The sequence below is a fragment of the Pseudomonas sp. TR47 genome (genome assembly GCF_044143025.1).
Classification (GTDB): Bacteria; Pseudomonadota; Gammaproteobacteria; order Pseudomonadales; family Pseudomonadaceae; genus Aquipseudomonas; species Aquipseudomonas putida_E.
Window position 1 is genome coordinate 141,659 of record NZ_JBHFCS010000012.1, and the last position, 24,343, is coordinate 166,001.

Sequence of the window (24,343 nt, forward strand, 5' to 3'; positions counted from 1 at the left end):
CCTTGCTGAAATAAGGAATTGGCCTGTGGAAAAGTTCAAGGGCGCCCTGATGGTCGGGGTGCTGCGTCTGTTTGCCAAGCTGCCCTGGGGCGCGGTACAGCGCGTCGGCGCCGGGATCGGCTGGCTGATGTGGAAAGTCCCCAACGGTTCGCGCAATGTCGTGCGCATCAACCTTGCCAAGTGCTTCCCTGAGATGGACCCGGTCGAGCGCGAGCAGCTGGTCGGCCGTGCGCTGAGAGACATTGGCAAATCCTTTGTCGAAAGTGCCTGTGCCTGGATCTGGCCGCCACAGCGTTCGCTTGAGCTGGTCAAGGAAGTGCACGGCCTGGAAGTGCTGGAACAGGCCCTGGCCTCAGGCAAGGGTGTGGTCGGCATCACCAGCCACCTGGGTAATTGGGAAGTGCTCAACCACTTCTACTGCAACCAGTGCAAACCGATCATCTTCTACCGCCCGCCGAAGCTCAAGGCTGTGGATGACCTGCTGCGTGAGCAGCGGGTGCAGATGGGCAACCGTGTGGCGCCTTCGACCAAGGAAGGCATCCTCAGCGTGATCAAGGAAGTGCGCCGCGGTGGGCAGGTGGGGATTCCCGCCGACCCGGAGCCGGCGGAATCGGCCGGTGTATTCGTGCCGTTCTTGGGCACCCAGGCGCTGACCAGCAAGTTCGTGCCGAACATGCTGGCCGGTGGCAAGGCGGTGGGGGTGTTCCTGCATGCCCTGCGCTTGCCGGATGGCTCGGGCTTCAAGGTGTTTCTCGAAGCTGCGCCAGAAGAAATGTACAGCACGGATGTGAACGTGTCGGCGGCGGCCATGAGCAAGGTGGTCGAGCGTTATGTGCGCGAATACCCGAGCCAGTACATGTGGAGCATGAAGCGCTTCAAGAAGCGCCCGCCTGGCGAGGCGCGCTGGTACTGAGATTTTGGGGCGCCTTGCGCCCCTTTCCCCGCAGCCCCCGCTGCTCTCAAGCTCAGCGCAAACCCAGTGGGAGCCGGCTTGCCGGCGATGGGCTGCAAAGCAGCCCCGGCATTTCAGGCTTTATTCAGCTTCTTGAGAAACACCGCCATCTCTTTCTCGGCCTGCTTGTCCCCATGGGCCTGCGCCGCCACGATCCCGTCTTCCCAGGCCTTGCGCGCCGCCGTCAGGTCGCCCTGCAGTTGATACGCCTTGCCGAGCAGCTTCCACGCTGCCGAATACTTGGGGTCCTGTGCCACGCAACTGGCCAGGTGCACTGCCGCTTCGGCGCCGTTGCCCTCGTCCAGCCAGGCCTTGCCCAGGCCGAACCGCAGCAGCGGGTTATCCACACCCTTGGCCAGCATTTTCTCCAGCGATTCGCGCATGCCCGCCTCCCCTAGAAGAAACTCAAGCCGACGTGGAACAGCTTCTCCACGTCGCGAATGTGCTTTTTATCCACAACGAACAGGATCACGTGGTCACCCGACTCGATCACTGTGTCGTCGTGGGCGATCAGCACCTGCTCGTCGCGGATGATCGCGCCAATGGTGGTGCCCGGCGGCAGGGCGATATCTTCGATGGCCTTGCCGATCACCTTGCTCGACTTCGAGTCGCCATGGGCCACCGCCTCGATGGCCTCTGCCGCACCGCGGCGCAGGGAGTGCACGCTGACGATATCGCCACGGCGCACATGCGCCAGCAAGGTACCGATGGTAGCCAGCTGGGGGCTGATGGCGATATCGATTTCGCCGCCTTGCACGAGGTCTACGTAGGCCGGGTTGTTGATGATCGTCATTACCTTGCCCGCGCCCAGGCGCTTGGCCAGCAGTGACGACATGATGTTCGCCTCGTCATCATTGGTCAGGGCCAGGAAGATGTCGGCATCGGCAATGTTCTCTTCGAGCATCAGGTCCTTGTCCGAGGCGCTGCCCTGCAGCACCACGGTGCTTTCCAGGGTGTCGGAGAGGTGCCGGCAACGGGCCGCGCTCATCTCGATGATCTTCACCTGGTAGCGGCTTTCGATGGCCTCGGCCAGGCGTTCGCCGATCTGCCCGCCCCCGGCGATGACCACACGCTTGTTGGTCTCGTCGATGCGGCGTAGCTCGCCCATCACGGCGCGGATGTCTTTCTTCGCGGCGATGAAGAACACCTCGTCATCGGCCTCGATCACGGTGTCGCCCCGTGGGGTGATCGGCCGGTCACGGCGGAAGATCGCGGCCACGCGGGTATCGACGTTGGGCATGTGCGCGCGGATCTGGCGCAGCTGCTGGCCCACCAATGGGCCGCCGTAATAGGCCTTGACCGCCACCAGTTGCGCCTTGCCCTCGGCAAAGTCGATCACCTGCAGCGAACCTGGGTGTTCTATGAGCCGCTTGATGTAGTTGGTCACCACCTGTTCGGGGCTGATCAGCACGTCCACCGGGATGTGGTCGTTGTCGAACAGCTCCTCGCGGGTGAGGTAGGCCGATTCACGCACCCGGGCAATCTTGGTGGGCGTGTGGAACAGCGAATAGGCGACCTGGCAGGCGACCATGTTGGTTTCGTCGCTGTTGGTTACCGCCACCAGCATGTCAGCGTCATCGGCACCGGCCTGGCGCAGGACCGTCGGCAGCGAGCCGCGGCCTTGCACGGTGCGGATATCCAGGCGGTCGCCCAGGTCACGCAGGCGGTCGCCGTCGGTATCGACCACAGTGATGTCGTTGGCTTCGCTGGCCAGATGCTCTGCCAGCGTACCGCCTACCTGGCCTGCGCCAAGGATGATGATCTTCATCCGCTACTCCCTAACCTTTTTTCTTAACCGCGCGAGGCGGCGATCTTGATCAGCTTGGCATAGTAGAAACCGTCATGGCCGCCTTTCTGGGCCAGCAGCTGGCGGCCATGGGGCTGGCGGATACCAGCTTCTGTGGCCAGGTCCAGCTCACGGGCGCCGGGCGTGCGGGCAAGGAAGGCCTCGATCACTTCGGTATTCTCGGTCGGCAGGCTGGAGCAAGTGGCGTACAGCAGCATGCCGCCGACTTCCAGGGTCGGCCACAGGGCATCGAGCAACTCGCCCTGCAGCGCGGCCAGCGCCGGAATGTCGTCAGCCTGGCGGGTCAGCTTGATGTCCGGGTGGCGGCGAATGACGCCGGTAGCCGAGCACGGCGCGTCGAGCAGGATGCGCTGGAACGGCTTGCCGTCCCACCAACTGGCGGTGTCACGGGCGTCGCAGGCGACCAGTTCGGCGTCCAGTTGCAGGCGGTCGAGGTTCTCGCGCACCCGGGTCAGGCGCTTGGCTTCCAGGTCGATGGCCACCAGGTGCGCAAGGCCCGCTTCTGCCTCGAGCAGGTGGCACGTCTTGCCGCCTGGGGCGCAGCAGGCATCGAGCACGCGCTGGCCGGGGGCCAGTTCAAGCAGGTCGGCCGACAGCTGCGCGGCTTCGTCCTGAACGCTCACCCAGCCCTCGGCAAAGCCCGGCAGGCTGCGCACGTCGCAGGCCTCAGTCAGCACAATGCCGTCGCGGCTGAACTGGCAGGCGCTGGCGTCAACGCCGGTTTCGGTCAGCAGGGCAAGGTAGGCATCGCGGCTGTGGTGGCGGCGGTTGACCCGCAGGATCATTGGCGGGTGAGCGTTGTTGGCCGCGCAAATGGCTTCCCACTGCTCGGGCCAGAACGCCTTGAGCGCTTTCTGCAGCCAGCGTGGGTGGGCGGTGCGTACAACAGGGTCGCGTTCCATGCCGGCGAGCAGTGCCTCGCCTTCACGTTGGGCGCGGCGCAGCACGGCGTTGAGCAGGCCCTTGGCCCACGGTTTTTTCAGTTTGTCGGCGCAACCGACCGTCTCGCCGATGGCGGCGTGGGCCGGGATGCGCGTGTAGAACAACTGGTACAGGCCTACCAGCAGCAGTGCCTGCACATCGGCATCAGCGGCCTTGAACGGCTTCTGCAGCAACTGGGCTGCGAGCAGGTCCAGGCGTGGCTGCCAGCGGGCGGTACCGAACGCCAGGTCCTGGGTCAGGCCGCGGTCGCGGTCCTCGACCTTGTCCAGTTGCGCTGGCAGCGAACTGTTCAGCGAGGCCTTGCCACTGAGCACAGCGGCCAAGGCACGGGCGGCGGCGAGGCGTGGGTTCATTGGCCAAGCACCTTGCCGGTGGCGAACTTCTCGCGGCGGCTATTGAACAGGTCGCTGAAGGCCAGGGCCTTGCCGCCAGGCAATTGCAGGCGGGTAAGGCTCAAGGCCTGGTCACCGCAGGCGACCACGAGGCCGTCTTTGCTGGCTGACAGGATCTCGCCAGGGGCGCCTTCACCTGTGGACAATCTGGCGGCCAGCACCTTCACGCTTTCGCCATCCAGAGTGCTGTGGCACACCGGCCAAGGGTTGAAGGCGCGGATCAAGCGCTCAAGCTCCACGGCCGGGCGGCTCCAGTCGATGCGTGCCTCGTCTTTGTTCAGCTTGTGCGCATACGTGGCCAGGGCGTCGTCCTGCACCTCGCCTTGCAGGCTGCCGTCGGCCAGGCCGGCGATGGCTTGCACCACGGCTGGCGGGCCCATTGCGGCGAGGCGATCGTGCAGGCTGCCGCCGGTGTCTTCGGCACTGATTGGTGTGACGACCTTGAGCAGCATCGGGCCAGTGTCCAGGCCTGCTTCCATGCGCATCACGGTCACGCCGCTCTCGGCGTCGCCGGCTTCCACGGCGCGCTGGATCGGCGCCGCGCCGCGCCAGCGTGGCAGCAGGGAGGCGTGGCTGTTGATGCAGCCCAGGCGTGGGATGTCCAGCACCACCTGGGGCAAGATCAGGCCATAGGCGACCACTACCATCAGGTCCGGCTTGAGCGCAGCGAGTTCCGCCTGGGCATCTTCATTGCGCAGGGTTGGCGGCTGGAACACCGGGATGTCATGGGCCACCGCCAGCGCTTTGACCGCGCTTGGCATCAGCTTCTGGCCACGGCCGGCCGGGCGGTCGGGCTGGGTGTAGACGGCCACGATCTCGTAGGGGCTGTCGAGCAGGGCCTTGAGGTGTTCGGCGGCAAACTCTGGAGTGCCTGCAAAGACGATGCGCATGGAGGTCTCGCTTCAAAAAAGAAAAAGGCTTGCCGGAGCAAGCCTTCTGGAAGGTGGGATCAGGCTTGCTGGCGGTGCTGCTTTTCCAGCTTCTTCTTGATCCGGTCGCGCTTGAGCTGCGACAGGTAGTCGACGAACAGCTTGCCGTTGAGGTGATCGAACTCGTGCTGCACGCATACCGCCAGCAGGCCTTCGGCTTCGAGCTCGAAAGGCTTGCCGTCACGGTCCTGCGCCTTGACGCGCACACGCAGTGGACGGTCGACGTTCTCGTAGAAGCCCGGCACCGACAGGCAGCCTTCCTGGTACTGGCCCATGTCGTGGGTCAGCTCTTCGACCGACGGGTTGATGAAGACCCGCGGCTCGCTGCGGTCTTCGCTCAGGTCCATGACCACAATCTGTTTGTGGACGTTGACCTGGGTGGCAGCCAGGCCGATGCCAGGCGCTTCGTACATGGTTTCAAACATGTCGTCGATCAGCTGGCGCAGGGCGTCGTCGAACTCCGTCACCGGTTTGGCGATGGTGCGCAGGCGCGGGTCTGGGAATTCGAGAATGTTCAAAATGGCCATAGGGTCAGGCAATCACTGTGCGTTCGGTTGAAAACTGAGCATACATAATAAAGGGAATCGACGATTTCGGCACCTGGCAAGCTCGTCTAGGGTGTTTATGGGCTTGATAGCGTCCATTTAATGGACAGCTTTTCAAAGTGTTACCCACAAACTTATCCACAGGTTGTGCCACGTAAATGGCCCTGTTTCGATCAAGGATGATCTCTATGCCGTTCCACCATTCGTCGCTTTGCCCGCCTGCCGAACTGGAAGCGCGGTTACGTCTACACCGCCTGCCCGAGACGGGATTGCGTCGTTTTCACACCTTGCTGCAAGCCTTTGGCAGTGCGTCTTCAGCGCTCAGTGCACCGGCGGGTGCCTGGCGTGCGCTGGGCATTGCGCAGGCCACCATCGACGCCCGGCGCAGTGCCGAAGTACGCGACGGGGCGCTGGCTGCAATGGCCTGGATAGAGCATCCGGGCCAGCATTTGCTGATGTGGGACAGCCCTGGCTACCCCGCGCTGCTGGGCGAAATCGATGATGCCCCGCCGCTGCTTTTCGTCGCAGGCGACCCGGCTTTGCTCGAACGGCCACAGCTGGCAATAGTGGGCAGCAGGCGTGCTTCACCCCCGGCGCTCGACACCGCCAAGGCATTTTCCCGTTACCTCTCGCAGGCTGGCTTCACCATCACCAGTGGGCTTGCTTTGGGAATCGACGGTGCCGCTCATCGGGCCGCATTGCAGGCCGGGGGAGGCACGATCGGTGTGTTAGGCACTGGGCTGCAAAAACTTTATCCACAGCGCCACCGTGACCTGGCCAAAGCGATGATCGACAGCGGTAGCGCGCTGGTTTCCGAGTACCCGCTCGATGCCGGGCCGCTGCCGGGTAACTTTCCGCGACGCAATCGCATCATCAGTGGCCTGTCACTTGGCGTGCTGGTGGTTGAGGCGAGCCTGGCCAGCGGTTCTTTGATCACTGCCCGCCTGGCCGCCGAGCAAGGCCGTGAGGTTTACGCCGTTCCCGGCTCGATCCACCACCCCGGTGCCAAAGGCTGCCACCAGTTGATTCGCGACGGCGCACTGCTGGTTGAAAGCGTGGGGCAGATACTGGAAAGCTTGCAGGGTTGGCAGAACCTGCCGCCGGCAGTTGTGGATAAACCGTCTCATCCATTGCTTGCCTTGCTGCATGCTGCACCGCAGACCAGCGAGGCACTGGCTGCTTGTAGTGAGCTGCCCTTGGCGCAAGTACTGGCGCAATTGACCGAGCTGGAGCTCGAGGGCCGGGTGACCAATGAAGCCGGGCGTTGGTTTGCCCGCGCTGGCTAAGTAAACTGCGCGCATGGCTTAAATGCGGAGAGACACAAATGGTGAGCAGTTGGCGTGTGCAACAAGCCGCGCGTGAGATTCGGGCCGGTGCGGTGATCGCCTACCCGACTGAAGCGGTCTGGGGCCTGGGCTGCGACCCATGGAACGAGGACGCGGTGTATCGCTTGCTGGCGCTCAAGTCGCGGCCTGTGGATAAAGGGCTGATCCTGGTCGCCGACAACATCCGCCAGTTCGACTTCCTGTTCGAGGATTTTCCAGAGGACTGGATCGACCGCATGGGCAGCACCTGGCCTGGGCCCAATACCTGGCTGGTGCCGCACCAGGACCTGTTGCCGGAGTGGGTGACGGGGCAGCATGACACCGTGGCGCTGCGGGTCAGTGATCACCCGCAGGTGCGCGAGTTGTGCGCGCTGGTCGGGCCGTTGATTTCCACTTCTTGCAACCCGGGCGGGCGCCCGGCGGCGAAGAGCCGGTTGCGAGTGGAGCAGTATTTCCATGGTGACCTGGACATGGTGCTGGGTGGGGCGCTGGGTGGGCGGAAGAATCCGAGTGTGATTCGTAACCTGGCCACGGGCGAGATCGTCCGCCCGGGTTGACTGGCGAGGGCTGCGCCCTCGAATCGCCGGCTTGCCGGCGAATGGGCCGCAAAGCGGCCCTGAATGCTGCCAGCACATCAGTTTGGGAAAACTCCTACAACCCACATCGAATACCATCACCTTCTCAGTGGGAAGTCCTGTCTCTAGGCTTCAGACCGTCGCCGAACAACTTGGCGATCGGGTGTGGTAGCCCGGATGCATCATTTCCATGACAGTCTATGGCGGCTGTACGCGGGAGGCTTTCGAGCCTGCCTGGATTGGAAAATGCCCGGGTCTACCACCTCGCGGACAGTCGCCACCCAATTCACGTGGTAGTGATTGGTAGCGGCATTGAGGAGCATTTTCCATGGTCAAGAAACTCGTCCCAGATCCACCACTTCCCTGCACTTCCACCCGCCCCTTCGGCCGCTGCGACGCCGGCCATTCAGCGCTGTTCAGCGTAAACCCCAACATTTCCGCCGCCGACGCCTTGGTCCACGTAGCCCTCTACCTGCGGTGTGCCTACGAGACTGGCTACAAGACGCTCGATTACCTGCGCGAAGAAGGCCGCGGCATGTACTGGTCGAACCTGCATGCGATCGAGATGGCGGAGGGGTTGGTAGAGGCGATGCTTGAAGGTATCGAGTCAGCGCCTGCGCAGCAGAGGTAGCTGTGAGGCTTGCAGGTGCTCGCCTTGGTTTTTGCATTGTTGCGTAGAACGAGCGCCGTCCACACGGCGCTCTATCTCAAAGGCTCTAAAAGCGCCAAGCCAGGCACTCAAGGCAACAAAACAGTCGACCCCACCGTCCGCCGCGCCGACAGTTCGCTCTGCGCCTTGGCCGCCTCGCTCAACGGATACCGCTGCTGGATATCCACAACCACCTTGCCACTTGCGATCACCGCAAACAGGTCATCCGCCATGGCCTGGGTGTTCTCGGCATTGTTGGCATAACTGGCCAAGGTCGGCCGTGTGACATACAACGACCCTTTCTGCGCCAGGATGCCCAGGTTCACCCCGCTCACGGCGCCCGACGCGTTGCCAAAGCTCACCATCAAGCCGCGCGGTTGCAGGCAGTCCAGCGAGGTCAGCCAGGTGTCGGCACCCACGCCGTCATACACCACCGGGCACTTTTTGCCATCGGTCAGCTCCAGCACCCGCTTGGCCACATCCTCGCGGCTGTAGTCGATGGTCTCCCAGGCGCCCAGTGCCTTGGCCCGCTCTGCTTTCTCGGCCGAACTGACGGTACCGATCAGCTTGGCCCCCAGCGCCTTGGCCCATTGGCACGCGAGCGAGCCGACGCCCCCGGCGGCGGCGTGGAACAGGATCACATCGCCCGGCTGCACGGCGTAGGTCTGCTTGAGCAGGTACTGCACGGTCAGGCCCTTGAGCATCACCGCCGCCGCCTGCTCGAAGCTGATGTTGGCGGGCAGCTTGACCAGGTTGGCCTCCGGCAAGGTGTGCACCTCGCTGTAGGCGCCCAGCGGGCCGCCGCCATAGGCCACGCGGTCGCCCACTTTCAGGCGGGTGACGCCCTCACCTACCGCCTCGACTACCCCGGCACCCTCGGTGCCCAGGCCTGAAGGCAGCGCAGGCGGGGCATACAGCCCGCTGCGGAAATAGGTGTCGATGAAGTTCAAGCCGATCGCATGGTTACGCACTCGAACCTGCTGCGCCCCGGGCGGTGCCGGGTCGAACTCCACCAGCTGCAATACTTCCGGGCCGCCATGCTGGCTGAACTGGATACGCTTGGCCATCTCGCACTCCTGTTGTCGGGATCGGGAAAGGCCTTCTATCGGACGCCTTTGCTTGATCGCCGTCAACTGCGGCGCGCCAGCTGCCGGTGGTATGCTACGCGGCGAATTCTTCCCTGCCCGTTCCTGGTGACCCGATGACTAGCCGCACCGAGGCCGTGAAAGCCTACCTGCTCGACCTGCAAGACCGCATCTGCTCCGCCCTCGAAACCGAGGACGGGGGCGCCCGCTTCGTCGAGGATGCCTGGGTGCGCGAAGCCGGTGGCGGGGGCCGCACGCGGGTGATCGGCGACGGCAAGCTGATCGAGAAAGGCGGCGTCAACTTCTCCCACGTGTTCGGTAGCGGCCTGCCTCCGTCGGCCAGCGCCCACCGCCCCGAGCTGGCAGGCCGTGGCTTCGAGGCCTTGGGCGTGTCGCTGGTGATCCACCCGCATAACCCGCACGTGCCGACTTCCCACGCCAACGTGCGTTTCTTCATCGCCGAAAAAGAAGGTGAAGAGGCTGTGTGGTGGTTTGGCGGCGGCTTCGACCTGACCCCCTACTACGGCAACGAGGAAGACTGCATCCACTGGCACCGTGTGGCCGAGCAGGCCTGCGCGCCGTTCGGCGCCGACGTGTACCCGCGCTACAAGGCCTGGTGCGATCGTTACTTCCACATCAAGCACCGTGGCGAGCCGCGCGGTATCGGCGGGCTGTTCTTCGATGACTTGAACGAGTGGGGCTTCGATACCTGCTTCGCCTTCATCCGCGCCATCGGCGATGCCTACGTCGACGCCTACCTGCCGATCGTCCAGCGCCGCAAGGACACGCCCTATACCGCTGAGCAGCGCGAGTTCCAGGAGTACCGCCGCGGGCGCTATGTGGAGTTCAACCTGGTGTATGACCGTGGCACCCTCTTCGGCCTGCAGTCCGGTGGCCGTACCGAGTCGATCCTCATGTCGCTGCCGCCGCAAGTGCGCTGGGGCTACGACTGGAAGGCCGTACCTGGCAGCGAAGAAGCGCGCCTGACCGAGTACTTCCTGCAAGACCGCGATTGGCTTGCACAGTAAGCTTGTGGATAACCGAGGAGCCCTCATGGACCAGTACGTCGTATTTGGTAACCCAATCGGCCACAGCAAGTCGCCGTTGATTCACCGCCTGTTCGCCGAACAGACCGGCCAGGACCTGGAGTACGCCACCCTGCTGGCGCCGCTTGACGAGTTCAGCGACTGCGCCCGGGGCTTTTTCAAGCAAGGCAGTGGCGCCAACGTGACCGTGCCATTCAAGGAAGAGGCCTACCGCCTGTGTGACAGCCTCACCCCGCGCGCCCAACGGGCCGGGGCGGTGAACACCTTGAGCAAGTTGGCCGATGGCTCGCTGCGGGGTGACAACACCGATGGCGCGGGCCTTGTGCGCGACCTTACAGTGAATGCCGGGGTTGAACTGACTGGCAAACGTATTCTGATCCTTGGCGCCGGGGGCGCAGTGCGCGGCGTGCTGGAGCCGATCCTGGCGCATGACCCTCAGTCCTTGGTAATTGCCAACCGCACACTGGAAAAGGCCGAGCAGCTGGCACGCGAGTTCGATGAGATGGGGCCGGTGATGGCCAGCGGTTTCGCCTGGCTGCACGAGCCGGTGGACGTGATCATCAACGCCACGTCGGCGAGCCTGTCCGGCGAGCTGCCGCCGATTGCCGACAGCCTGGTCGAGGCCGGGCGCACCGTGTGCTACGACATGATGTATGGCAAGGAGCCGACGCCATTCTGCCAGTGGGCCAGCAAGCTGGGGGCGGCCAAGGTGCTGGATGGGCTGGGCATGTTGGCAGAGCAGGCGGCGGAGGCGTTCTTCATCTGGCGTGGGGTACGTCCGGAAACGGCGCCGGTGCTGGCTGAGTTACGCCGGCAGCTCGCTCGGGGCTGAGATTTATGGGGCCGCTTTGCGGCCCATCGCCGGCAAGCCAGCCCCTACAGGTACAGCGCCGGCCTCAGGCCTTGGCAAGCAGCCCTGAAGATCACTCCGCAAATTGAATGGGGCAAAGCTCCACCCCTTCCAGCTTCTGCAATTCCTCGACCACCTGCGGCCTTGCCCGAAGCAAGGTCAGGCTCCCTCCGGCCCGGCGCAACCGCCGTGCCTCGCGGTGCAACATGTCCACACCCGAGTAATCGATGAAATTCACCTGGCGTGCATCGATCACCACATGCGGGCCCTGGCAACGCTGCAGGCGCACCTGCAGGTAGTGCGCCGCACCGAAGAAGATCGACCCGCCCACCCGCAGCACGTCGGCCTGCCCTTCGCGGCTCTGCTGCACGCGTGGCCGTGAAGTGCGCTTGAGGTAGAAGAACAGCGAAGCCAGCACACCGGCATAAATCGCTGTCTGCAGCTCCAGCAGCAAGGTTGCTGCAGCGGTCAGGGCCATAACCAGGAACTCCGACCGGCTGACCCTGAACAGCGCACGGATGCCCCGGTGGTCCACGAGGCCCCAGCAGATCAACAGGATACTGCCGGCCATGGCCGGTATCGGCAGGTGTGCGATCAACCCTGCACCGGTGACGGCGAACAGCGCCACCCAAAGCGCCGAGAACACCCCGGCCATGGGCGAACGGGCGCCAGCGTCGTAGCTGAGCCCAGAGCGGGTGAAGGAGCCAGAAGACAGGTAGCCTGAAAAGAATGAACCGACGATGTTCGACATACCTTGGGCGCGGATTTCCTGGTCGGCGTCGATCAGCTGTTCGGAGCGTGCCGACAGCGAACGGGCAATCGACAGGCTGGTTACCAGGCCCAGCATACCCACCGCTATGGCACTGGGCAGCAGGCGCAGCATCAGCTCCACATCCAGTAACGGCAGTGGGCTGAGTGGGGGTAGCTGGCCGGTGAACGCTGGCACCCGCGGTACATGGCCAAAGAAACCAGGCAGCGACCAGGCCACCAGGCTGATTACGATGAGGCTTATCAACAGGCTCGGCCAGCGTGGCCGCCAAAGTTTGAAGGCCACACCGACAAGGACGGTGCCCAAGCCCAGTATCAGGGACGGCAAGTCGACCTCACCAGCATGGCTTGCCAGGTCTTGTACTGTTTTAAACGCCGTGGCCTGGCTCGGCAAATCCATACCCAGCAGGTTGGGTAACTGGCCGAGGGCAATGACGATGGCGGCGCCCAGGGTGAAGCCAAGCACCACCGAATGGGAAACGAAGTTGACCAGTGCGCCGAAGCGCAGCAGCCCGAGCAGCAACTGGAAGATGCCAGCGAGGAAGGTCAGCAGCAGCACGAGGGTCACGTAATCGGCACTACCGGCCACCGCCAAGGGGCTGATGCTGGCGTAAAGGACGATGGAGATGGCGGCGGTCGGCCCGCAAATCAGGTACCAGGACGAGCCCCACAGGCAGGCGACCAGTACCGGCACGATGGCCGCATAAAGACCGTATTCGGCAGGCAGGCCGGCGATCAGGGCGTAGGCGATCGATTGCGGCAGGGCAAGGATGGCACCGCTCAGGCCGACCAGCAGGTCCTCGCGCAGGCTGCGGCCCGATTGACGGGGCAGCCAGGTCAAGAAGGGCAGCAGGTGGTTTAAGCGGGGCATGGGCAGTTCCTGATTCAAAAGCGCAGGCGAGGGCTTTGCCCTCGTTTCGCGACACAAGGCCGCTCCTACGCCAAATCGTACCCTGCGTGTAGGAGCGGCCTTGCGTCGCGAATGGGCCGCAACGCGGCCCCAGCAACCTAACAGATAAACCAATCAGAGTTTGGCGTTGACAGCCTCTTTGGCATCGCCGCCAGAAGTGGTGGTCACTCCATCAAGCCATTTTTGAAGCAGATCTGGATGCGCCTTGACCCACGCCTTGGCCGCTTCATCAAAACTGATCTTCTTATCCACAACCTCCGCCATGATGCTGTTTTCCATGTCCAGGGTGAATGTCAGGTTACCCAACAATTTTGCGGGGTTAGGGCAGGCTTGTGGATAACCTTTGCGCGTCAGGGTATAGACCTCACCCTTGCTGCCAAACCACTTCTCCCCGCCCGTCAGGTAATGCATGTTCAGTTTCACGTTCATCGGGTGCGGGGTCCAGCCCAGGAAGGTGATGAACTGCTTCTTCTTCACGGCGCGGTCGACCTGCGCCAGCATTGCCTGTTCGCTCGACTCGACCAGCTTCCATTGGCCGAGGTCGAATTCATTCTTGTCGATGATTTCCTTCAGCGACAGGTTGGCGGGCGCGCCTGAGCCGATTCCGTACAGCTTCTTGTCGAACTGATCGGCATGCTGTTGCAGGTCGGCGAAGCTTTTCACGCCGGCATCCCACACGTAATCGGGCACCGCCAGGGTGAACTCGGTGCCTTCAAGGTTGCGCGACAGCTGCTGCACATCGCCATTGGCAACGAACTTGTCATGAAAACCCTGATGCGCCGGCATCCAGTTACCCAGGAAGGCATCGACCTTACCGTCCTTGAGGCCGCCGTAGATGATCGGCACCGCCAGGCTGTCGATCTTCACCTGGTAGCCCAGGCTCTCCAGAAGCAAGCGGGCGATGGCGTTGGTGGTGGCGATGTCGCTCCAGCCGGGGTCGGCCATCCTCACGGTGCTGCATTGCGCGTCTTCGGCGTGGGCCGTGGCGGTGCCCAGGCTCAGGGCCAGGGCGAACACGATGGTGGAGAACTTCTGCATGGCGGCTTCTCTTCTCAATCCAGGGGTGCGGGCTGTGGATAACGTGCCTTGCGCTCGAGGTCGTCGAGATCGATGTGGTTGCGCATGTACTGTTGGCTGGCGTCCACCAGCGGTTGGTGGTCCCAGCTTTTCAGTTTGCCGATGGCCAGCGCTTCGGCCACCAGGCGGCGGCGCCGCTGGCTGGCCAGTACCTGCTGGCGCAGGCTGGGGATATCCCAGCGCTGGCGTGCTTCGTCGACAAATGCCTGCAGCAGCACCTGATGGTCCGGGCTGCCGGTGAGGTTCTCCCGCTCGTGCGGGTCGCGGCTCAGGTCATAGAGTAAACACGGGTCGTCTTCGCTGTACACGAACTTGTATGGGCCGCGGCGGATCATCATCAGTGGCCCGACGGTACCCTCGGCCATGTACTCGCCGATCACTTGGTCGTGGCCACCCTGCCCTTGCAGGTGGCCGAGCAGCGATTGGCCGTCCAGATGCAAACTTTTATCCACAGTACCGCCGGCAAGCTCGACCAGCGTCGGCAGCAGGTCGCAGGTCGATACCGAGGCACTGACCCGGGCCGGGGCGAAGCGCTTGGGCGCGTGGACCAGCAGCGGCACCCGCGCCGACATCTCGAACCAGTGCATCTTGTACCAGAGCCCGCGCTCGCCAAGCATGTCGCCGTGATCGCCAGAGAAAACCACCAAGGTGTCGTCGGCCAGGTCGCACTCCTCCAGGGTCTGCAACAGCTGGCCGATGTTGTCGTCGATGTAGCTGCAGGCACCGAAGTAGGCACGGCGTGCATCGCGGATCTTGTCCACAGGCAGGGGCTTGTTCCACAGGTCGTACACCTTGAGAAGGCGCTGTGAGTGCGGGTCGAGTTCGTGCTGGCCGAACTCGGCGCGGGGCATGGGGATATCCACACCCTCGTAGCGATCCCAGTAGCGCTTGGGGATGGTGTACGGGTCGTGGGGGTGGGTCATGGACACGGTGAGGCAGAACGGCCGACCATCGTTCTCGCGGACATGGTCGTAAAGGTACTGACGGGCCTTGAATACCACTTCTTCGTCGAAATCCAGCTGGTTGGTACGCACGCAAGGGCCGGCCTGCAATACCGATGACATGTTGTGATACCAGCTTGCGCGCTCGTCGGGGGCATCCCAGTTAACTGCCCAGCCGTAGTCGGCGGGGTAGATGTCGCTGGTCAAGCGTTCTTCGTAGCCGTGCAATTGGTCCGGGCCGCAGAAATGCATCTTGCCCGACAGCGCGGTGCGGTAGCCGAGCCGGCGCAGGTAGTGGGCGTAGGTCGGGATATCGGCCGGGAAGTCGGCAGCGTTGTCGTAGGCGCCAATACGGCTGGGCAACTGGCCGCTTACCAGGGTAAAGCGCGAGGGTGCGCACAGCGGGCTGTTGCAGTAGGCCGAATCGAACACCACCGCCTGATCGGCCAGGCGGCTCAGGTGGGGCATCTGGATTGGTGAAGGGCCATATATCGGCAAGAGCGGCGCGGCCATCTGGTCGGCCATGATGAACAGGATATTCGGGCGCGTCATGGTTGGCTTCCATCGTTGAAGGTTATGCGAATAGCTTGCCTATCAAGATGCGACTGCAAGTAACATGGGTAAAGCCCATGGCGGGCAATGTCTGGGATTAGTTAAGATTATGTTTGATCACCTGACCGACTTGTCGCTCGACGCACTGCGCGTTTTCGAGGCCGCTGCCCGCTTGCGTGGTTTCACGGCTGCGGCCCTGGAGTTGGGCACTACCCAGCCGGCGGTAAGCCAGCAGATCAAACGGCTGGAGGCTCGGTTGAACACGCGCCTGTTTGACCGTATCTACCGCGGCATCGCGCTGACCGATGCCGGGCAGGTATTGTTCGAGCAGGTTCATCAAGGCCTGCAGGCCATGGATGACGGCATTGCCCTGGCCAGCGGGCGCAGCCAGCGCGAGGTGCTGCAGGTGGCCACCGACTTTGCCTTCGCAGCGTTCTGGCTGATGCCGCGGTTGCAGCGGTTTCACGAGGCTTATCCACAGGTGGACGTTAGCCTGGTGACCGGTGAGCGCAGCCAGGGGATGCTGCGGCCGGATATCGATGTGGCGGTGTTGTTTGGGGATGGGCGGTTCCACCAGGGCGAGAGCCGTTGGCTGTTCGATGAGGAAGTATTCCCGGTCTGCAGCCCTCGGCTGACTCGTGGCAAACCCTTGTCAGCCGTAGCTTTGCAACGTTTGCCACTGCTTCATCTGCGCGGCGAACAGGCCAGCCGCTGGTTCGACTGGGCGGGGCTGTTTCGTGGCTTTGGCGTGGAAAGCCCGCCGCCGCCCGGGCAGCTACGGTTCGATAACTACACGCTGTTGGTTCAGGCGGCAATTGCCGGGCAAGGGGTGGCGATCGGCTGGCGGCATCTGGTCGATGGGCTAGTCGAGCAAGGGTTGTTGTGCCGGCCGCTGGAGGGGAGCTTGCGCTCGACGCGGGGGTATTACGTGGTGTTGCCGCCGCGCAAGCGGCGTGGGGCGCTGATCGAGCGGTTTGTGGGTTGGCTTGAAGATGAGCGGAATCAGTGATTGGGCCTGCTGCGCAGCCCATCGCCGGCAAGCCAGCTCCTACAGGTCCATGCAGGACTTGAGCTTGCGCAGTACCTGTAGGCCCCGGCGCTCTACGTCACGAAGTTCAGATGCTCGCCCCGATGCAGATCCAGCTCGAGCATATCGGCCATCCCCGCCGCCATTCGCTCCAGGTCCATGAGTGCCTGTGGCGCATTGATCAACGTCCAGTGCAACGGGCTGCGTTGCAGCGCATCCACAACCTGGTCCACGCACTCACGTTCTGCTTCGGTGTACTTGCCCGGCGCATCCAGCACATCGAAATCGCCCACCAGCAGCACCCGGCGTATAGTCGTGCGAGAAAGCCCGGCCACCAACGCTTCGCTCATCTGCCCTTGCGCTGCAAGGTCACCCGGCGCCAGCGCCGACAACAGGGCAATCACCGCCGAGCCCCCTGCTGCGCCCTGCTCCGCCTGGTCGGCATCACCCAGCCCGCCTAGCTTGAAATGCAGGCCCGGGCGCGGCGCATGGCGGTTGAGGTCATCGACCACGGCAGTGACCTCGTGCTGACGTGACAGCAACTCGACCATCAGGGCACTGCCCAGGCTGCTTTGAGCCCCGAACAGCACCAGCTTGAACACTGGGGTTTCGGCATTTTTCACTGCATCACTCCCTTTGCGGGTGGGTGATGGTTTGACCGCAATCAGGAGACATCGTGCAGAGGATCAAGGGCTATCACGCCCACGTTTATTACGACGCATCGACTATCGAGCAAGCGCGTGAGCTGTGCGAGGAGGCGGCGCGGCTGTTCCCCGTGACCATGGGGCGCATGCATGAGAAGCCGGTAGGGCCGCACCCGGACTGGAGCTGCCAGCTGGCGTTCGGGCCGGAGGTGTTGGGGGTGGTATTGCCGTGGTTGGCGTTGTATCGCAAGGGGTTGGTGGTGTTTCTGCACCCGCTGACTGGGGATGAGCTGGCGGATCACCGCGATCATGCGATCTGGATGGGGGCTTTGCGGCCTTTGAAATTATCGGTTTTTGGCGGTTAGCGATGTGTTGGCTTCTTCGCGGACAAACCCGCGAAGAAGCCACACGGCTCAGCGCCGAGCGCCGCGCACACCTTCAGCCAGCGCAGAGCACAGGCTCAATACATCGGCAACAGCCTGATTGGCGTCTTTGGCCTGGGCGATCTTGTCGACCAACGCCGAACCTACCACCACGCCATCAGCCAGGCGCGCAATCGCTGCGGCCTGCTCTGGCGTACGAATGCCGAAGCCAACGCTGATCGGCAGGTCGGTATGCCGACGCAGGCGGGCAATGGCTTCGGTGACGTGCTCGGTGGTTGCCGAGCCGGCGCCGGTCACGCCTGCCACCGACACGTAATAGACGAACCCCGAGCTGCGCTCCAGCACCCGTGGCAGGCGCACATCGTCGGTGGTCGGGGTGGTCAGGCGAATGAAGTCGATGCCAGCGGCCTGGGCCGGGGTAGCGAGCTCAGCATCGTGCTCCGGCGGCAGGTCGACGATGATCAGGCCATCGACACCCGCTTCTTTGGCTTCTGCGACGAATTTCTCTACGCCAAAGCGGTGGATCGGGTTGTAGTAACCCATCAGCACGATCGGTGTGGCCTGGTTGTCGACGCGGAATTCACGCACCATCTGCAGGGTCTTGGCCAGGTTCTGGCCTGCTTCCAGCGCACGCAGCGTGGCCAGCTGGATAGCTACGCCATCGGCCATCGGGTCGGTGAACGGCATGCCCAGTTCGATCACATCGGCACCGGCCGCCGGCAGGCCCTTGAGGATCTGCAGCGAGGCATCGTAGCCAGGGTCGCCGGCAGTGACGAAGGTGACCAGTGCGGAGCGGCCTTCGGCTTTCAGCTCGGCAAAGCGTTGTTCAAGACGGCTCATGCCTGTTTCTCCTGGGCGGCCATGTGGTTCATCACGGTTTGCATGTCTTTGTCGCCACGGCCTGACAGGCAGATGACCATCAGGTGGTCCTTGGGCAGGTTTGGCGCGCGCTTGATCGCTTCAGCCAGGGCGTGCGAGGTTTCCAGGGCCGGGATGATGCCTTCCAGGCGGCAGGTGGCGTGGAACGCGTCGAGGGCCTCATCGTCGGTGATGCTGACGTACTCCACACGCTTCACTTCATGCAGGTAGGCATGCTCGGGGCCGATGCCCGGGTAGTCGAGGCCGGCCGAAATCGAGTGGGCGTCAGTGATCTGGCCGTCACCGTCCTGCAGCAGGTAGGTGCGGTTGCCGTGCAGCACGCCGGGTACGCCACCGTTGAGGCTGGCCGCATGCTTGTCGGTGTGCACGCCATGGCCACCGGCTTCCACACCAATGATCTTGACGCTCTCGTCTTCGAGGAATTCGTGGAACAGGCCCATGGCATTGGAGCCACCGCCAACACAGGCAATCAGGCTGTCGGGCAGGCGGCCTTCCTTCTCTTGCAACTGGGCGCGGGTCTCTTTGCCGATGATCGACTGGAAATCGCGAACCATTGCAGGATACGGGTGCGGGCCGGCCACGGTACCGATCAGGTAGAAGGTGTCGTCGACGTTGGTGACCCAGTCGCGCAGGGCTTCGTTCATGGCGTCTTTCAATGTGCCGGTGCCGGCTGTAACCGGGACGATCTCGGCGCCCAGCAGCTTCATGCGGAACACGTTGGCCTGCTGGCGCTCGATGTCGGTAGCACCCATGTAGATCACGCAGGGCAGCCCGAAGCGTGCGGCGACGGTGGCAGTGGCCACGCCGTGCATGCCGGCGCCGGTTTCGGCGATCAGGCGTTTTTTGCCCATGCGCTTGGCCAGCAGCACTTGGCCGATGCAGTTGTTCACCTTGTGCGCGCCGGTGTGGTTGAGCTCTTCACGTTTGAAGAAAATCTTGGCGCCGCCGCAATGCTCGGTCAGGCGCTCGGCGAAATACAGCGGGTTGGGGCGGCCGATGTAGTCGCGCTGGAAGTAGGCCAGTTCTTCGAGGAACTTGGGGTCGGCCTTGGCGGCTTCATATTCGCGGGCCAGATCCAGCACCAGCGGCATCAGGGTTTCGGCCACATAGCGGCCACCGAACGAGCCGAACAGGCCGTTGGCGTCGGGGCCGGGGCGGTATTGGGACTGGGTCATGGGGCGCTCCAGGGCGTAATGAATGAGTGATAGGCTTTACTCTAACCACGGCAAGCCCGGCTGAAAACCGATAAGATTGCGCAAACCTGTCAGGAAAACTCACACGTCAAATGGCCCACGACCTCCCTCCCCTGAACGCCCTGCGGGCCTTCGAAACCACCGCCAGGCTCAATAGCGTCAGCCAGGCTGCCGAAGCGCTGCATGTGACTCATGGCGCCGTGAGCCGGCAGATCAAGGTGCTGGAGGAACACCTGGGCGTGGCCTTGTTCGTCAAGGACGGGCGCGGCATCAAACTCACAGATGCCGGCGTCAGGCTGCGTGATGCCAGTGGTGAAGCGTTCGACAGGCTGCGCAGTGTCTGCGCCGAACTCAGCCGGGATGTCAGCGAGGCGCCATTCGTGCTGGGGTGCTCGGGTAGCCTGCTGGCGCGATGGTTCATTCCCCGGCTTGGGCGCCTGAAGGCGGATTTGCCAGAGCTGCGCCTGCATCTGTCAGCAGGGGAAGGCGACCTTGATCCGCGTCGGCCGGGGCTCGATGCGCTGCTGGTGTATGCCGAACCCCCTTGGCCTGCGGACATGCAGGTACATGTACTGGCCGAAGAGCGTATCGGGCCTGTGTTGAGCCCACACTTTACCGGTTTCGAGCGGTTGCGCAGTGCGCCCGCCGTGGCGCTGCTGGACGAAGCCTTGCTGCATACCACTTCACGCCCGCAGGCGTGGCCGACCTGGGCCGGACAACAGGGGTTGGACCCGGCTGCACTGCAGTATGGGCAGGCCTTCGAGCATTTGTATTACCTGCTGGAGGCGGCCGTGGCAGGGCTGGGGGTGGCTATCGCACCGCAGCCGCTGGTGGCGGATGACTTGCGTGCCGGGCGACTCAGCGCACCGTGGGGCTTTTCCCCTACTGCAGCGGCGCTGGCGCTGTGGGTGCCACGGCGCGCCGCAGACGGGCGCGCCGAGCAGCTGGCGCAATGGCTGCGCCGCGAACTGGAGCGGCAGGCAGGTTAGTTGCGGCGGTACAACAGGTAGGCCGCGAGCAGGCCGAGCGCGCCGATGGCTACGCCAGCAGTGGTCACCGGGTGCTCCTGAGCATAATCACGGGTTGCGATACCGGTCTGGCGGGTGCGGGTCTTCACTTCCTCATAAGCATCGCTAAGCAGGCTGCGCGAGTGTTTCAACGCGCTTTCGGCGTTGCTGCGGATTGCCTTCACGGACTTCTGCGACTCCTCCGACGCATCATGCTTGAGGCTCTCCAGGCTCTTAAGGAGGCTTTCGATCTCCGCTTCCATGCTTTCCAGGGATGTTTTACGCAGCGAATTGCGGTGCATGGTGACTCTCCTTTGCAGTATGGACTGTATGGAGTGCGACTGCGGCCCGGGGCGAAAGTGCGATCGAACTTTCGCCCAGCCTGACGGCTCGCAGGTAAACCAGGCCGGCACTGCTAGGCTCAATTTCACTGTCACCCAAGGAGAGCGCTCATGACCGATCATCACACCTACAAGAAGATCGAGCTGGTAGGTTCCTCGACCACCAGCATCGAAGACGCCATCAACAATGCGTTGGCCGAAGCGGCCAAGAGCATCAAGCATCTGGAATGGTTCGAAGTGGTCGACACCCGTGGCCACATCGAAGGCAACAAGGTGGCGCACTTTCAGGTCACGCTCAAAGTGGGCTTTCGCATCGCCAATAGCTGAAACAGGGTCTGGCTGGCAACGGCCGGCGTGATGGCGTTATACAGACAGGGGCGCCTTTGCCGGCGCCCTTTCCCATTTTCATCTGCACAAGGAAAGCGAGTGATGAAGAAACTGATTCTGGCGGTGGGCCTGATGATGCTGGCGGGTGGCGCGCTGGCGGCGGGCAAGCCTTGCGAGGAGCTCAAGGCCGAGATTGCCGCGAAGCTGGATGCCAAAGGTGTGAAGGGCTACACACTGGAGATCGTCAGTAAGGGCGACCCAGCTGGCAAGGTTGTGGGGAGCTGTGAAGGTGGAAGCAAGGAAATTGTCTACCGGCGGGGTTGAGCGCTGGCCCAATCGCCAGCAAGTACGCCCACAGCGCTTCCAACCTATCGCGGCCTTGGAGTTCCCTGTGGGCCGGCTTGCCGGCGATTGGCGCCTACTTGGATTTCAAGGCTTGCGCCAACAATTCATAAGACCTGATCCGGTCTTCATGCTCATACAGGTCGCAGGTAAAGATCAGTTCGTCCGCCCCGGTCTGCTCCAGTAGCACCTCGACCTTGGCCCTCACCTTCTGCGGGTTGCCGATCATCGCCAGGCCCAGGAAGCTACCCACCGCATCGCGCTCATGTGGCAGCCACAGCCCATCCATGCTCGGTACCGGCTTGCGCTGCATCAGGCTCTGCCCGCGTATCAGGGCAAGAATACGCTGGTACACCGAGGTGGCCAGGAACTCGGCCTTGTCGTCGGTTTCGGCCACCACCATCGGAATGCCCAGCATCACGTAAGGCTTGTCGAGCGTGGTAGAGGGCTTGAAATGGTCGCGATAGATGCGGATCGCCTCATGCATGTAGCGCGGCGCGAAGTGCGAGGCGAAGGCGTAGGGCATGCCGCGCATGCCGGCCAGCTGTGCGCTGAACAGGCTGGAGCCCAGCAGCCACATCGGCACCTCGGTGTCGTGGCCAGGTACGGCGATCACTTTTTGATCATCTGTGCGCGGGCCCAGGTAGCGCGACAATTCTTCGACATCGTCCGGGAAATCGTCGGCGCTGCCCGAACGCTCTCGGCGCAGGGCGCGTGCGGTCATCTGGTCGGAGCCCGGCGCACGGCCCAGGCCCAGATCGATACGCCCTGGATAAAGGCTGGCCAGCGTGCCGAACTGCTCGGCGATCACCAAGGGGGCATGGTTGGGCAGCATGACGCCACCCGAGCCGACACGGATGGTTGAAGTACCCCCCGCCAGGTAACCGATCAGCACGGAGGTCGCGGAGCTGGCGATGCCGTCCATGTTGTGGTGTTCGGCAACCCAGAAGCGGTTGTAGCCAAAGCGCTCGACATGCTGGGCCAGGTCCAGCGAATTGCGCAACGCTTGCGCCGGGCCGGAGTCGGCCCGCACTGGCACCAGGTCGAGGGTAGAAATTTTCAGGTCACGCAGCTGCGTCATTGGAGCCTCCGCAAAAGTGATTGGCCGAAGGCCTTTTAAACTCTGTATGGGCACATTCGGAAGATTCAATGCTTGCGGTGCGATTGATCTGAACTTGCCGAAGGTGAGTAGCCTCTGAACCCATAGATACGTAACCGAGTGACCAGGAGGCATCATGAAAAAGACTGCATCGGCGATCTGGCAAGGTGGCTTGAAGGACGGCAAAGGCGTTATTTCGACTGAAAGCGGTGCGCTAAAGCAGAACCCCTATGGTTTCAACACCCGCTTCGAAGGCTCGCCCGGCACCAACCCAGAGGAGTTGATCGGCGCGGCCCATGCCGGCTGCTTCTCGATGGCGCTGTCGATGATGCTCGGCGAGGCGGGCCTGACGCCCGACCGTATCGATACGATCGCTGAAGTGACCCTGGAAAAACAGCCTGATGGCTTTGCCATCACTGCTGTGCACCTGGTGCTGAAGGCCAAGGTTCCTGGCGCGAGTGAAGCCCAGTTCCTGGACATTGCCAACAAGGCCAAAGCAGGCTGCCCGGTGTCCAAGGTGTTGAACGCGAAGATCAGCCTGGACGCCACCCTGGTGGGCTAAGCGGCGCAACAGCTTCGGTTTGCTGTAGTCTAAACAGCATCGGCAGCGCAGCTGCCCATCCAGGAGCCGTGCCATGATACGCGTCGCAATCGCCGTGTTGGCGTCTCTGTTGGCCACATCTGCCGTGGCGGCGGTCAAGCCGTGTGAGGAACTGAAGGCCGAGATCGAAGCCAAGATCCAGGCTCAGGGTGTGCCGTCGTACACGCTGGAGATCGTGCCCAACAGTGAGGTCAAGGATCAGAACATGATCGTTGGCAGCTGTGATGGCGGGACCAAAAAGATCATTTATCAGAAGAACGAATGATCGCCAATTGAAACCGGGGCTGGTAAGCAGCCCCCCGGTTTCAGGGAATGCAGAACACATTGCTGGGCTCGTTGACTACCACTGTGCGGTTGGCGTCGTACAGCAGCACCTGTGGTTCCATTACTGGTGCACGCGCCTCCAGGCGATAGCGTTCGCCTGCCTTGAAATCGTCAAAGCGCACGGTCAGGTAACAGGTCCGATCCCTGGGCTGGCTCATCATGCCGCCCCCGTAGATTTCATAATCGAAGCGCACCACCAGTTCGTGCTTGCCAGGTGTGACCTGGAAGTAACGGCCGTCCTCCAGGCGCTTGCCATCGAGCTTGTCCGCCATGATGACTCGGCCGGGCGTGATGGTGTAGAGGTCGACCCAGGCCTGCTTGGGGTCTACGGGGGGCAAGGGGCTGGCGCATGCCCCCAATGCACTGAGGGCCATCAGCATCATGGGCTGGCGCATGGCGAAACTCCCACTTGCGATTCACAAGTTACAAGCATAGCGCCGTTTGCGGGCTTCAGGTGCGTTGGCAGCCCGCCGGCAGGCCTTGGCTGAGCAGTTTCTGCTGGTGGTCATAGAGCTTGATCCAGGGCCGGAAGCCGATGCTGCCTGCTTGCAGTTGATAACGCTGGCCGGCGTTGAAGCCCTTGAAGGTCAGATTGAGCTGGCAGTCGCGCCACAACGGTTCCCCGACCGGGCCGATATTGCTGGGTGTGACCGGGAACTGGTAGCGGACGGTCAGCTCGTGGCTGCCGGGCTGGACCTCGAAATAGCGGGTGTCTGCCCAATCGCGCTCGTCCACCTGCACCGCGTGCAGCGAGGTTTCGTCGTGCGGGGTGAGGTCGATCCATGCCTGGTTCGGGTCCGGGTCGGGCAGGGTCGAACAGGCAGACATCAG

General features: G+C 63.0%; 29 protein-coding genes. 13 read left to right on the top strand and 16 right to left on the bottom strand.

All coding sequences use genetic code 11. From position 1 onward, the window contains the following. Positions 1-25 precede the first annotated feature (25 nt). On the top strand, positions 26-913 hold the full coding sequence (locus tag ACEWE8_RS14830; protein ID WP_012312034.1) for a lysophospholipid acyltransferase: 888 nt from the start codon (positions 26-28) through the stop codon (positions 911-913). 113 nt (positions 914-1,026) lie between these two features. On the opposite strand, the gene ACEWE8_RS14835 is transcribed toward ACEWE8_RS14830, so the two are convergent. The 5 genes from ACEWE8_RS14835 to def are packed head-to-tail and all read right to left on the bottom strand — an operon-like array spanning position 1,027 to position 5,549. Next, positions 1,027-1,335 carry a tetratricopeptide repeat protein gene (locus ACEWE8_RS14835; protein ID WP_046786802.1) on the bottom strand — a complete coding sequence of 103 codons (309 nt, stop codon included), beginning with the start codon at positions 1,333-1,335 and terminating at the stop codon, positions 1,027-1,029. 11 nt (positions 1,336-1,346) lie between these two features. Further along, positions 1,347-2,720 (bottom strand): Trk system potassium transporter TrkA, encoded by a 1,374-nt coding sequence (gene trkA, locus ACEWE8_RS14840; RefSeq protein ID WP_012312036.1) that lies wholly within the window; start codon positions 2,718-2,720, stop codon positions 1,347-1,349. 23 nt (positions 2,721-2,743) lie between these two features. Then, positions 2,744-4,054, bottom strand: a complete 1,311-nt coding sequence (gene rsmB, locus ACEWE8_RS14845) for a 16S rRNA (cytosine(967)-C(5))-methyltransferase RsmB (RefSeq protein ID WP_046786803.1) — start codon at positions 4,052-4,054, stop codon at positions 2,744-2,746. Next, a complete protein-coding gene (gene fmt / locus ACEWE8_RS14850; RefSeq protein WP_039603240.1) occupies positions 4,051-4,983 on the bottom strand; it encodes a methionyl-tRNA formyltransferase in 933 nt (310 codons plus the stop codon). The genes rsmB and fmt overlap by 4 nt, the downstream gene beginning before the upstream one ends. Positions 4,984-5,042: 59 nt before the next feature. Further along, on the bottom strand, positions 5,043-5,549 hold the full coding sequence (gene def, locus ACEWE8_RS14855) for a peptide deformylase (protein ID WP_012312039.1): 507 nt from the start codon (positions 5,547-5,549) through the stop codon (positions 5,043-5,045). 206 nt (positions 5,550-5,755) lie between these two features. Here def and dprA point away from each other — a divergent pair, with 206 nt between their 5' ends. The 3 genes from dprA (at position 5,756) to ACEWE8_RS14870 (ending at position 8,098) form a co-directional block, all read left to right on the top strand. Continuing rightward, on the top strand, positions 5,756-6,853 hold the full coding sequence (gene dprA, locus ACEWE8_RS14860) for a DNA-processing protein DprA (RefSeq protein WP_012312040.1): 1,098 nt from the start codon (positions 5,756-5,758) through the stop codon (positions 6,851-6,853). 38 nt (positions 6,854-6,891) lie between these two features. Continuing rightward, positions 6,892-7,449 (top strand): L-threonylcarbamoyladenylate synthase, encoded by a 558-nt coding sequence (locus ACEWE8_RS14865; RefSeq protein WP_012312041.1) that lies wholly within the window; start codon positions 6,892-6,894, stop codon positions 7,447-7,449. Positions 7,450-7,795: 346 nt separating this feature from the next. Next, the gene (locus ACEWE8_RS14870) at positions 7,796-8,098 is read left to right on the top strand and encodes a hypothetical protein (RefSeq protein WP_046786804.1); all 303 of its coding nucleotides are present in this window, start codon (positions 7,796-7,798) and stop codon (positions 8,096-8,098) included. Between the two features lie 107 nt (positions 8,099-8,205). Here ACEWE8_RS14870 and ACEWE8_RS14875 read toward each other — a convergent pair whose 3' ends face one another. Then, positions 8,206-9,183 (bottom strand): NADPH:quinone reductase, encoded by a 978-nt coding sequence (locus ACEWE8_RS14875; protein ID WP_046786805.1) that lies wholly within the window; start codon positions 9,181-9,183, stop codon positions 8,206-8,208. A gap of 134 nt (positions 9,184-9,317) precedes the next feature. Between ACEWE8_RS14875 and hemF the strand changes: the two genes are divergently transcribed. Beyond that, positions 9,318-10,229 carry an oxygen-dependent coproporphyrinogen oxidase gene (gene hemF, locus ACEWE8_RS14880; RefSeq protein WP_046786806.1) on the top strand — a complete coding sequence of 304 codons (912 nt, stop codon included), beginning with the start codon at positions 9,318-9,320 and terminating at the stop codon, positions 10,227-10,229. Positions 10,230-10,254: 25 nt separating this feature from the next. Next, complete coding sequence (aroE, locus tag ACEWE8_RS14885; RefSeq protein ID WP_046786807.1) at positions 10,255-11,079, top strand: shikimate dehydrogenase; 825 nt, start codon at positions 10,255-10,257, stop codon at positions 11,077-11,079. Positions 11,080-11,170: 91 nt separating this feature from the next. On the opposite strand, the gene ACEWE8_RS14890 is transcribed toward aroE, so the two are convergent. The 3 genes from ACEWE8_RS14890 to betC form a co-directional block, all read right to left on the bottom strand. Next, a complete protein-coding gene (locus ACEWE8_RS14890; RefSeq protein WP_046786808.1) occupies positions 11,171-12,736 on the bottom strand; it encodes a SulP family inorganic anion transporter in 1,566 nt (521 codons plus the stop codon). Between the two features lie 153 nt (positions 12,737-12,889). Beyond that, positions 12,890-13,813: a choline ABC transporter substrate-binding protein gene (choX, locus tag ACEWE8_RS14895; RefSeq protein ID WP_046786809.1), complete on the bottom strand. Its 924-nt coding sequence runs from the start codon at positions 13,811-13,813 to the stop codon at positions 12,890-12,892. Between the two features lie 14 nt (positions 13,814-13,827). After that, on the bottom strand, positions 13,828-15,345 hold the full coding sequence (gene betC, locus ACEWE8_RS14900) for a choline-sulfatase (RefSeq protein ID WP_046786810.1): 1,518 nt from the start codon (positions 15,343-15,345) through the stop codon (positions 13,828-13,830). Positions 15,346-15,454: 109 nt separating this feature from the next. Between betC and ACEWE8_RS14905 the strand changes: the two genes are divergently transcribed. Then, the gene (locus tag ACEWE8_RS14905; protein ID WP_046786811.1) at positions 15,455-16,354 is read left to right on the top strand and encodes a choline sulfate utilization transcriptional regulator; all 900 of its coding nucleotides are present in this window, start codon (positions 15,455-15,457) and stop codon (positions 16,352-16,354) included. Between the two features lie 92 nt (positions 16,355-16,446). Here ACEWE8_RS14905 and ACEWE8_RS14910 read toward each other — a convergent pair whose 3' ends face one another. After that, positions 16,447-16,995, bottom strand: a complete 549-nt coding sequence (locus tag ACEWE8_RS14910; RefSeq protein ID WP_046786812.1) for an NAD(P)H-binding protein — start codon at positions 16,993-16,995, stop codon at positions 16,447-16,449. A 53-nt stretch (positions 16,996-17,048) separates the two neighbouring features. On the opposite strand from ACEWE8_RS14910, the gene ACEWE8_RS14915 reads away from it, so the two are divergent. Next, positions 17,049-17,381, top strand: a complete 333-nt coding sequence (locus ACEWE8_RS14915; RefSeq protein WP_012312051.1) for a DOPA 4,5-dioxygenase family protein — start codon at positions 17,049-17,051, stop codon at positions 17,379-17,381. A gap of 48 nt (positions 17,382-17,429) precedes the next feature. On the opposite strand, the gene trpA is transcribed toward ACEWE8_RS14915, so the two are convergent. Then, a complete protein-coding gene (gene trpA / locus ACEWE8_RS14920; protein WP_046786813.1) occupies positions 17,430-18,239 on the bottom strand; it encodes a tryptophan synthase subunit alpha in 810 nt (269 codons plus the stop codon). Then, positions 18,236-19,453: a tryptophan synthase subunit beta gene (gene trpB / locus ACEWE8_RS14925; RefSeq protein ID WP_039603723.1), complete on the bottom strand. Its 1,218-nt coding sequence runs from the start codon at positions 19,451-19,453 to the stop codon at positions 18,236-18,238. Before trpB ends, trpA begins: the two co-directional genes overlap by 4 nt. Before the next feature lie 110 nt (positions 19,454-19,563). Here trpB and ACEWE8_RS14930 point away from each other — a divergent pair, with 110 nt between their 5' ends. Beyond that, positions 19,564-20,460 carry a LysR family transcriptional regulator gene (locus tag ACEWE8_RS14930; protein ID WP_046786814.1) on the top strand — a complete coding sequence of 299 codons (897 nt, stop codon included), beginning with the start codon at positions 19,564-19,566 and terminating at the stop codon, positions 20,458-20,460. Here the strand turns inward: ACEWE8_RS14930 and ACEWE8_RS14935 are convergent. After that, complete coding sequence (locus tag ACEWE8_RS14935; RefSeq protein ID WP_012312055.1) at positions 20,457-20,780, bottom strand: YqjD family protein; 324 nt, start codon at positions 20,778-20,780, stop codon at positions 20,457-20,459. The genes ACEWE8_RS14930 and ACEWE8_RS14935 overlap by 4 nt on opposite strands. A gap of 150 nt (positions 20,781-20,930) precedes the next feature. On the opposite strand from ACEWE8_RS14935, the gene ACEWE8_RS14940 reads away from it, so the two are divergent. Together ACEWE8_RS14940 and ACEWE8_RS14945 are read left to right on the top strand one after the other, a co-directional pair. Then, entirely contained in the window at positions 20,931-21,146 is a 216-nt protein-coding gene (locus tag ACEWE8_RS14940; RefSeq protein WP_012312056.1) for a dodecin, read from the top strand. 102 nt (positions 21,147-21,248) lie between these two features. Beyond that, entirely contained in the window at positions 21,249-21,470 is a 222-nt protein-coding gene (locus ACEWE8_RS14945; protein ID WP_046786815.1) for a DUF1161 domain-containing protein, read from the top strand. Between the two features lie 94 nt (positions 21,471-21,564). On the opposite strand, the gene ACEWE8_RS14950 is transcribed toward ACEWE8_RS14945, so the two are convergent. Beyond that, positions 21,565-22,569, bottom strand: a complete 1,005-nt coding sequence (locus ACEWE8_RS14950) for an LLM class flavin-dependent oxidoreductase (protein WP_046786816.1) — start codon at positions 22,567-22,569, stop codon at positions 21,565-21,567. A 154-nt stretch (positions 22,570-22,723) separates the two neighbouring features. On the opposite strand from ACEWE8_RS14950, the gene ACEWE8_RS14955 reads away from it, so the two are divergent. Beyond that, positions 22,724-23,149: an OsmC family protein gene (locus ACEWE8_RS14955; RefSeq protein ID WP_012312059.1), complete on the top strand. Its 426-nt coding sequence runs from the start codon at positions 22,724-22,726 to the stop codon at positions 23,147-23,149. 73 nt (positions 23,150-23,222) lie between these two features. Then, on the top strand, positions 23,223-23,453 hold the full coding sequence (locus tag ACEWE8_RS14960; RefSeq protein ID WP_046786817.1) for a DUF1161 domain-containing protein: 231 nt from the start codon (positions 23,223-23,225) through the stop codon (positions 23,451-23,453). Positions 23,454-23,493: 40 nt separating this feature from the next. On the opposite strand, the gene ACEWE8_RS14965 is transcribed toward ACEWE8_RS14960, so the two are convergent. Together ACEWE8_RS14965 and ACEWE8_RS14970 are read right to left on the bottom strand one after the other, a co-directional pair. Next, complete coding sequence (locus ACEWE8_RS14965; RefSeq protein WP_046786818.1) at positions 23,494-23,907, bottom strand: lipoprotein; 414 nt, start codon at positions 23,905-23,907, stop codon at positions 23,494-23,496. Positions 23,908-23,962: 55 nt separating this feature from the next. Continuing rightward, the coding region (locus tag ACEWE8_RS14970) for a hypothetical protein (protein WP_395589319.1) at positions 23,963-24,343 on the bottom strand (381 nt) is incomplete at its 5' end.

What these genes read in the sequence shown, in the direction of transcription:
- def (WP_012312039.1), bottom strand. Translation starts at nt 5,549, where the DNA reads ATGGCCATTTTGAACATTCTCGAATTCCCAGACCCGCGCCTGCGCACC.
- ACEWE8_RS14930 (WP_046786814.1), top strand. Translation starts at nt 19,564, where the DNA reads ATGGCCCACGACCTCCCTCCCCTGAACGCCCTGCGGGCCTTCGAAACC.
- ACEWE8_RS14865 (WP_012312041.1), top strand. Translation starts at nt 6,892, where the DNA reads ATGGTGAGCAGTTGGCGTGTGCAACAAGCCGCGCGTGAGATTCGGGCC.
- dprA (WP_012312040.1), top strand. Translation starts at nt 5,756, where the DNA reads ATGCCGTTCCACCATTCGTCGCTTTGCCCGCCTGCCGAACTGGAAGCG.
- fmt (WP_039603240.1), bottom strand. Translation starts at nt 4,983, where the DNA reads ATGCGCATCGTCTTTGCAGGCACTCCAGAGTTTGCCGCCGAACACCTC.
- betC (WP_046786810.1), bottom strand. Translation starts at nt 15,345, where the DNA reads ATGACGCGCCCGAATATCCTGTTCATCATGGCCGACCAGATGGCCGCG.
- ACEWE8_RS14835 (WP_046786802.1), bottom strand. Translation starts at nt 1,335, where the DNA reads ATGCGCGAATCGCTGGAGAAAATGCTGGCCAAGGGTGTGGATAACCCG.
- ACEWE8_RS14965 (WP_046786818.1), bottom strand. Translation starts at nt 23,907, where the DNA reads ATGCGCCAGCCCATGATGCTGATGGCCCTCAGTGCATTGGGGGCATGC.
- aroE (WP_046786807.1), top strand. Translation starts at nt 10,255, where the DNA reads ATGGACCAGTACGTCGTATTTGGTAACCCAATCGGCCACAGCAAGTCG.
- ACEWE8_RS14955 (WP_012312059.1), top strand. Translation starts at nt 22,724, where the DNA reads ATGAAAAAGACTGCATCGGCGATCTGGCAAGGTGGCTTGAAGGACGGC.
- rsmB (WP_046786803.1), bottom strand. Translation starts at nt 4,054, where the DNA reads ATGAACCCACGCCTCGCCGCCGCCCGTGCCTTGGCCGCTGTGCTCAGT.
- trpA (WP_046786813.1), bottom strand. Translation starts at nt 18,239, where the DNA reads ATGAGCCGTCTTGAACAACGCTTTGCCGAGCTGAAAGCCGAAGGCCGC.
- ACEWE8_RS14875 (WP_046786805.1), bottom strand. Translation starts at nt 9,183, where the DNA reads ATGGCCAAGCGTATCCAGTTCAGCCAGCATGGCGGCCCGGAAGTATTG.
- choX (WP_046786809.1), bottom strand. Translation starts at nt 13,813, where the DNA reads ATGCAGAAGTTCTCCACCATCGTGTTCGCCCTGGCCCTGAGCCTGGGC.
- ACEWE8_RS14905 (WP_046786811.1), top strand. Translation starts at nt 15,455, where the DNA reads ATGTTTGATCACCTGACCGACTTGTCGCTCGACGCACTGCGCGTTTTC.
- ACEWE8_RS14890 (WP_046786808.1), bottom strand. Translation starts at nt 12,736, where the DNA reads ATGCCCCGCTTAAACCACCTGCTGCCCTTCTTGACCTGGCTGCCCCGT.
- hemF (WP_046786806.1), top strand. Translation starts at nt 9,318, where the DNA reads ATGACTAGCCGCACCGAGGCCGTGAAAGCCTACCTGCTCGACCTGCAA.
- ACEWE8_RS14945 (WP_046786815.1), top strand. Translation starts at nt 21,249, where the DNA reads ATGAAGAAACTGATTCTGGCGGTGGGCCTGATGATGCTGGCGGGTGGC.
- trpB (WP_039603723.1), bottom strand. Translation starts at nt 19,453, where the DNA reads ATGACCCAGTCCCAATACCGCCCCGGCCCCGACGCCAACGGCCTGTTC.
- ACEWE8_RS14940 (WP_012312056.1), top strand. Translation starts at nt 20,931, where the DNA reads ATGACCGATCATCACACCTACAAGAAGATCGAGCTGGTAGGTTCCTCG.
- ACEWE8_RS14935 (WP_012312055.1), bottom strand. Translation starts at nt 20,780, where the DNA reads ATGCACCGCAATTCGCTGCGTAAAACATCCCTGGAAAGCATGGAAGCG.
- ACEWE8_RS14960 (WP_046786817.1), top strand. Translation starts at nt 23,223, where the DNA reads ATGATACGCGTCGCAATCGCCGTGTTGGCGTCTCTGTTGGCCACATCT.
- ACEWE8_RS14950 (WP_046786816.1), bottom strand. Translation starts at nt 22,569, where the DNA reads ATGACGCAGCTGCGTGACCTGAAAATTTCTACCCTCGACCTGGTGCCA.
- trkA (WP_012312036.1), bottom strand. Translation starts at nt 2,720, where the DNA reads ATGAAGATCATCATCCTTGGCGCAGGCCAGGTAGGCGGTACGCTGGCA.
- ACEWE8_RS14870 (WP_046786804.1), top strand. Translation starts at nt 7,796, where the DNA reads ATGGTCAAGAAACTCGTCCCAGATCCACCACTTCCCTGCACTTCCACC.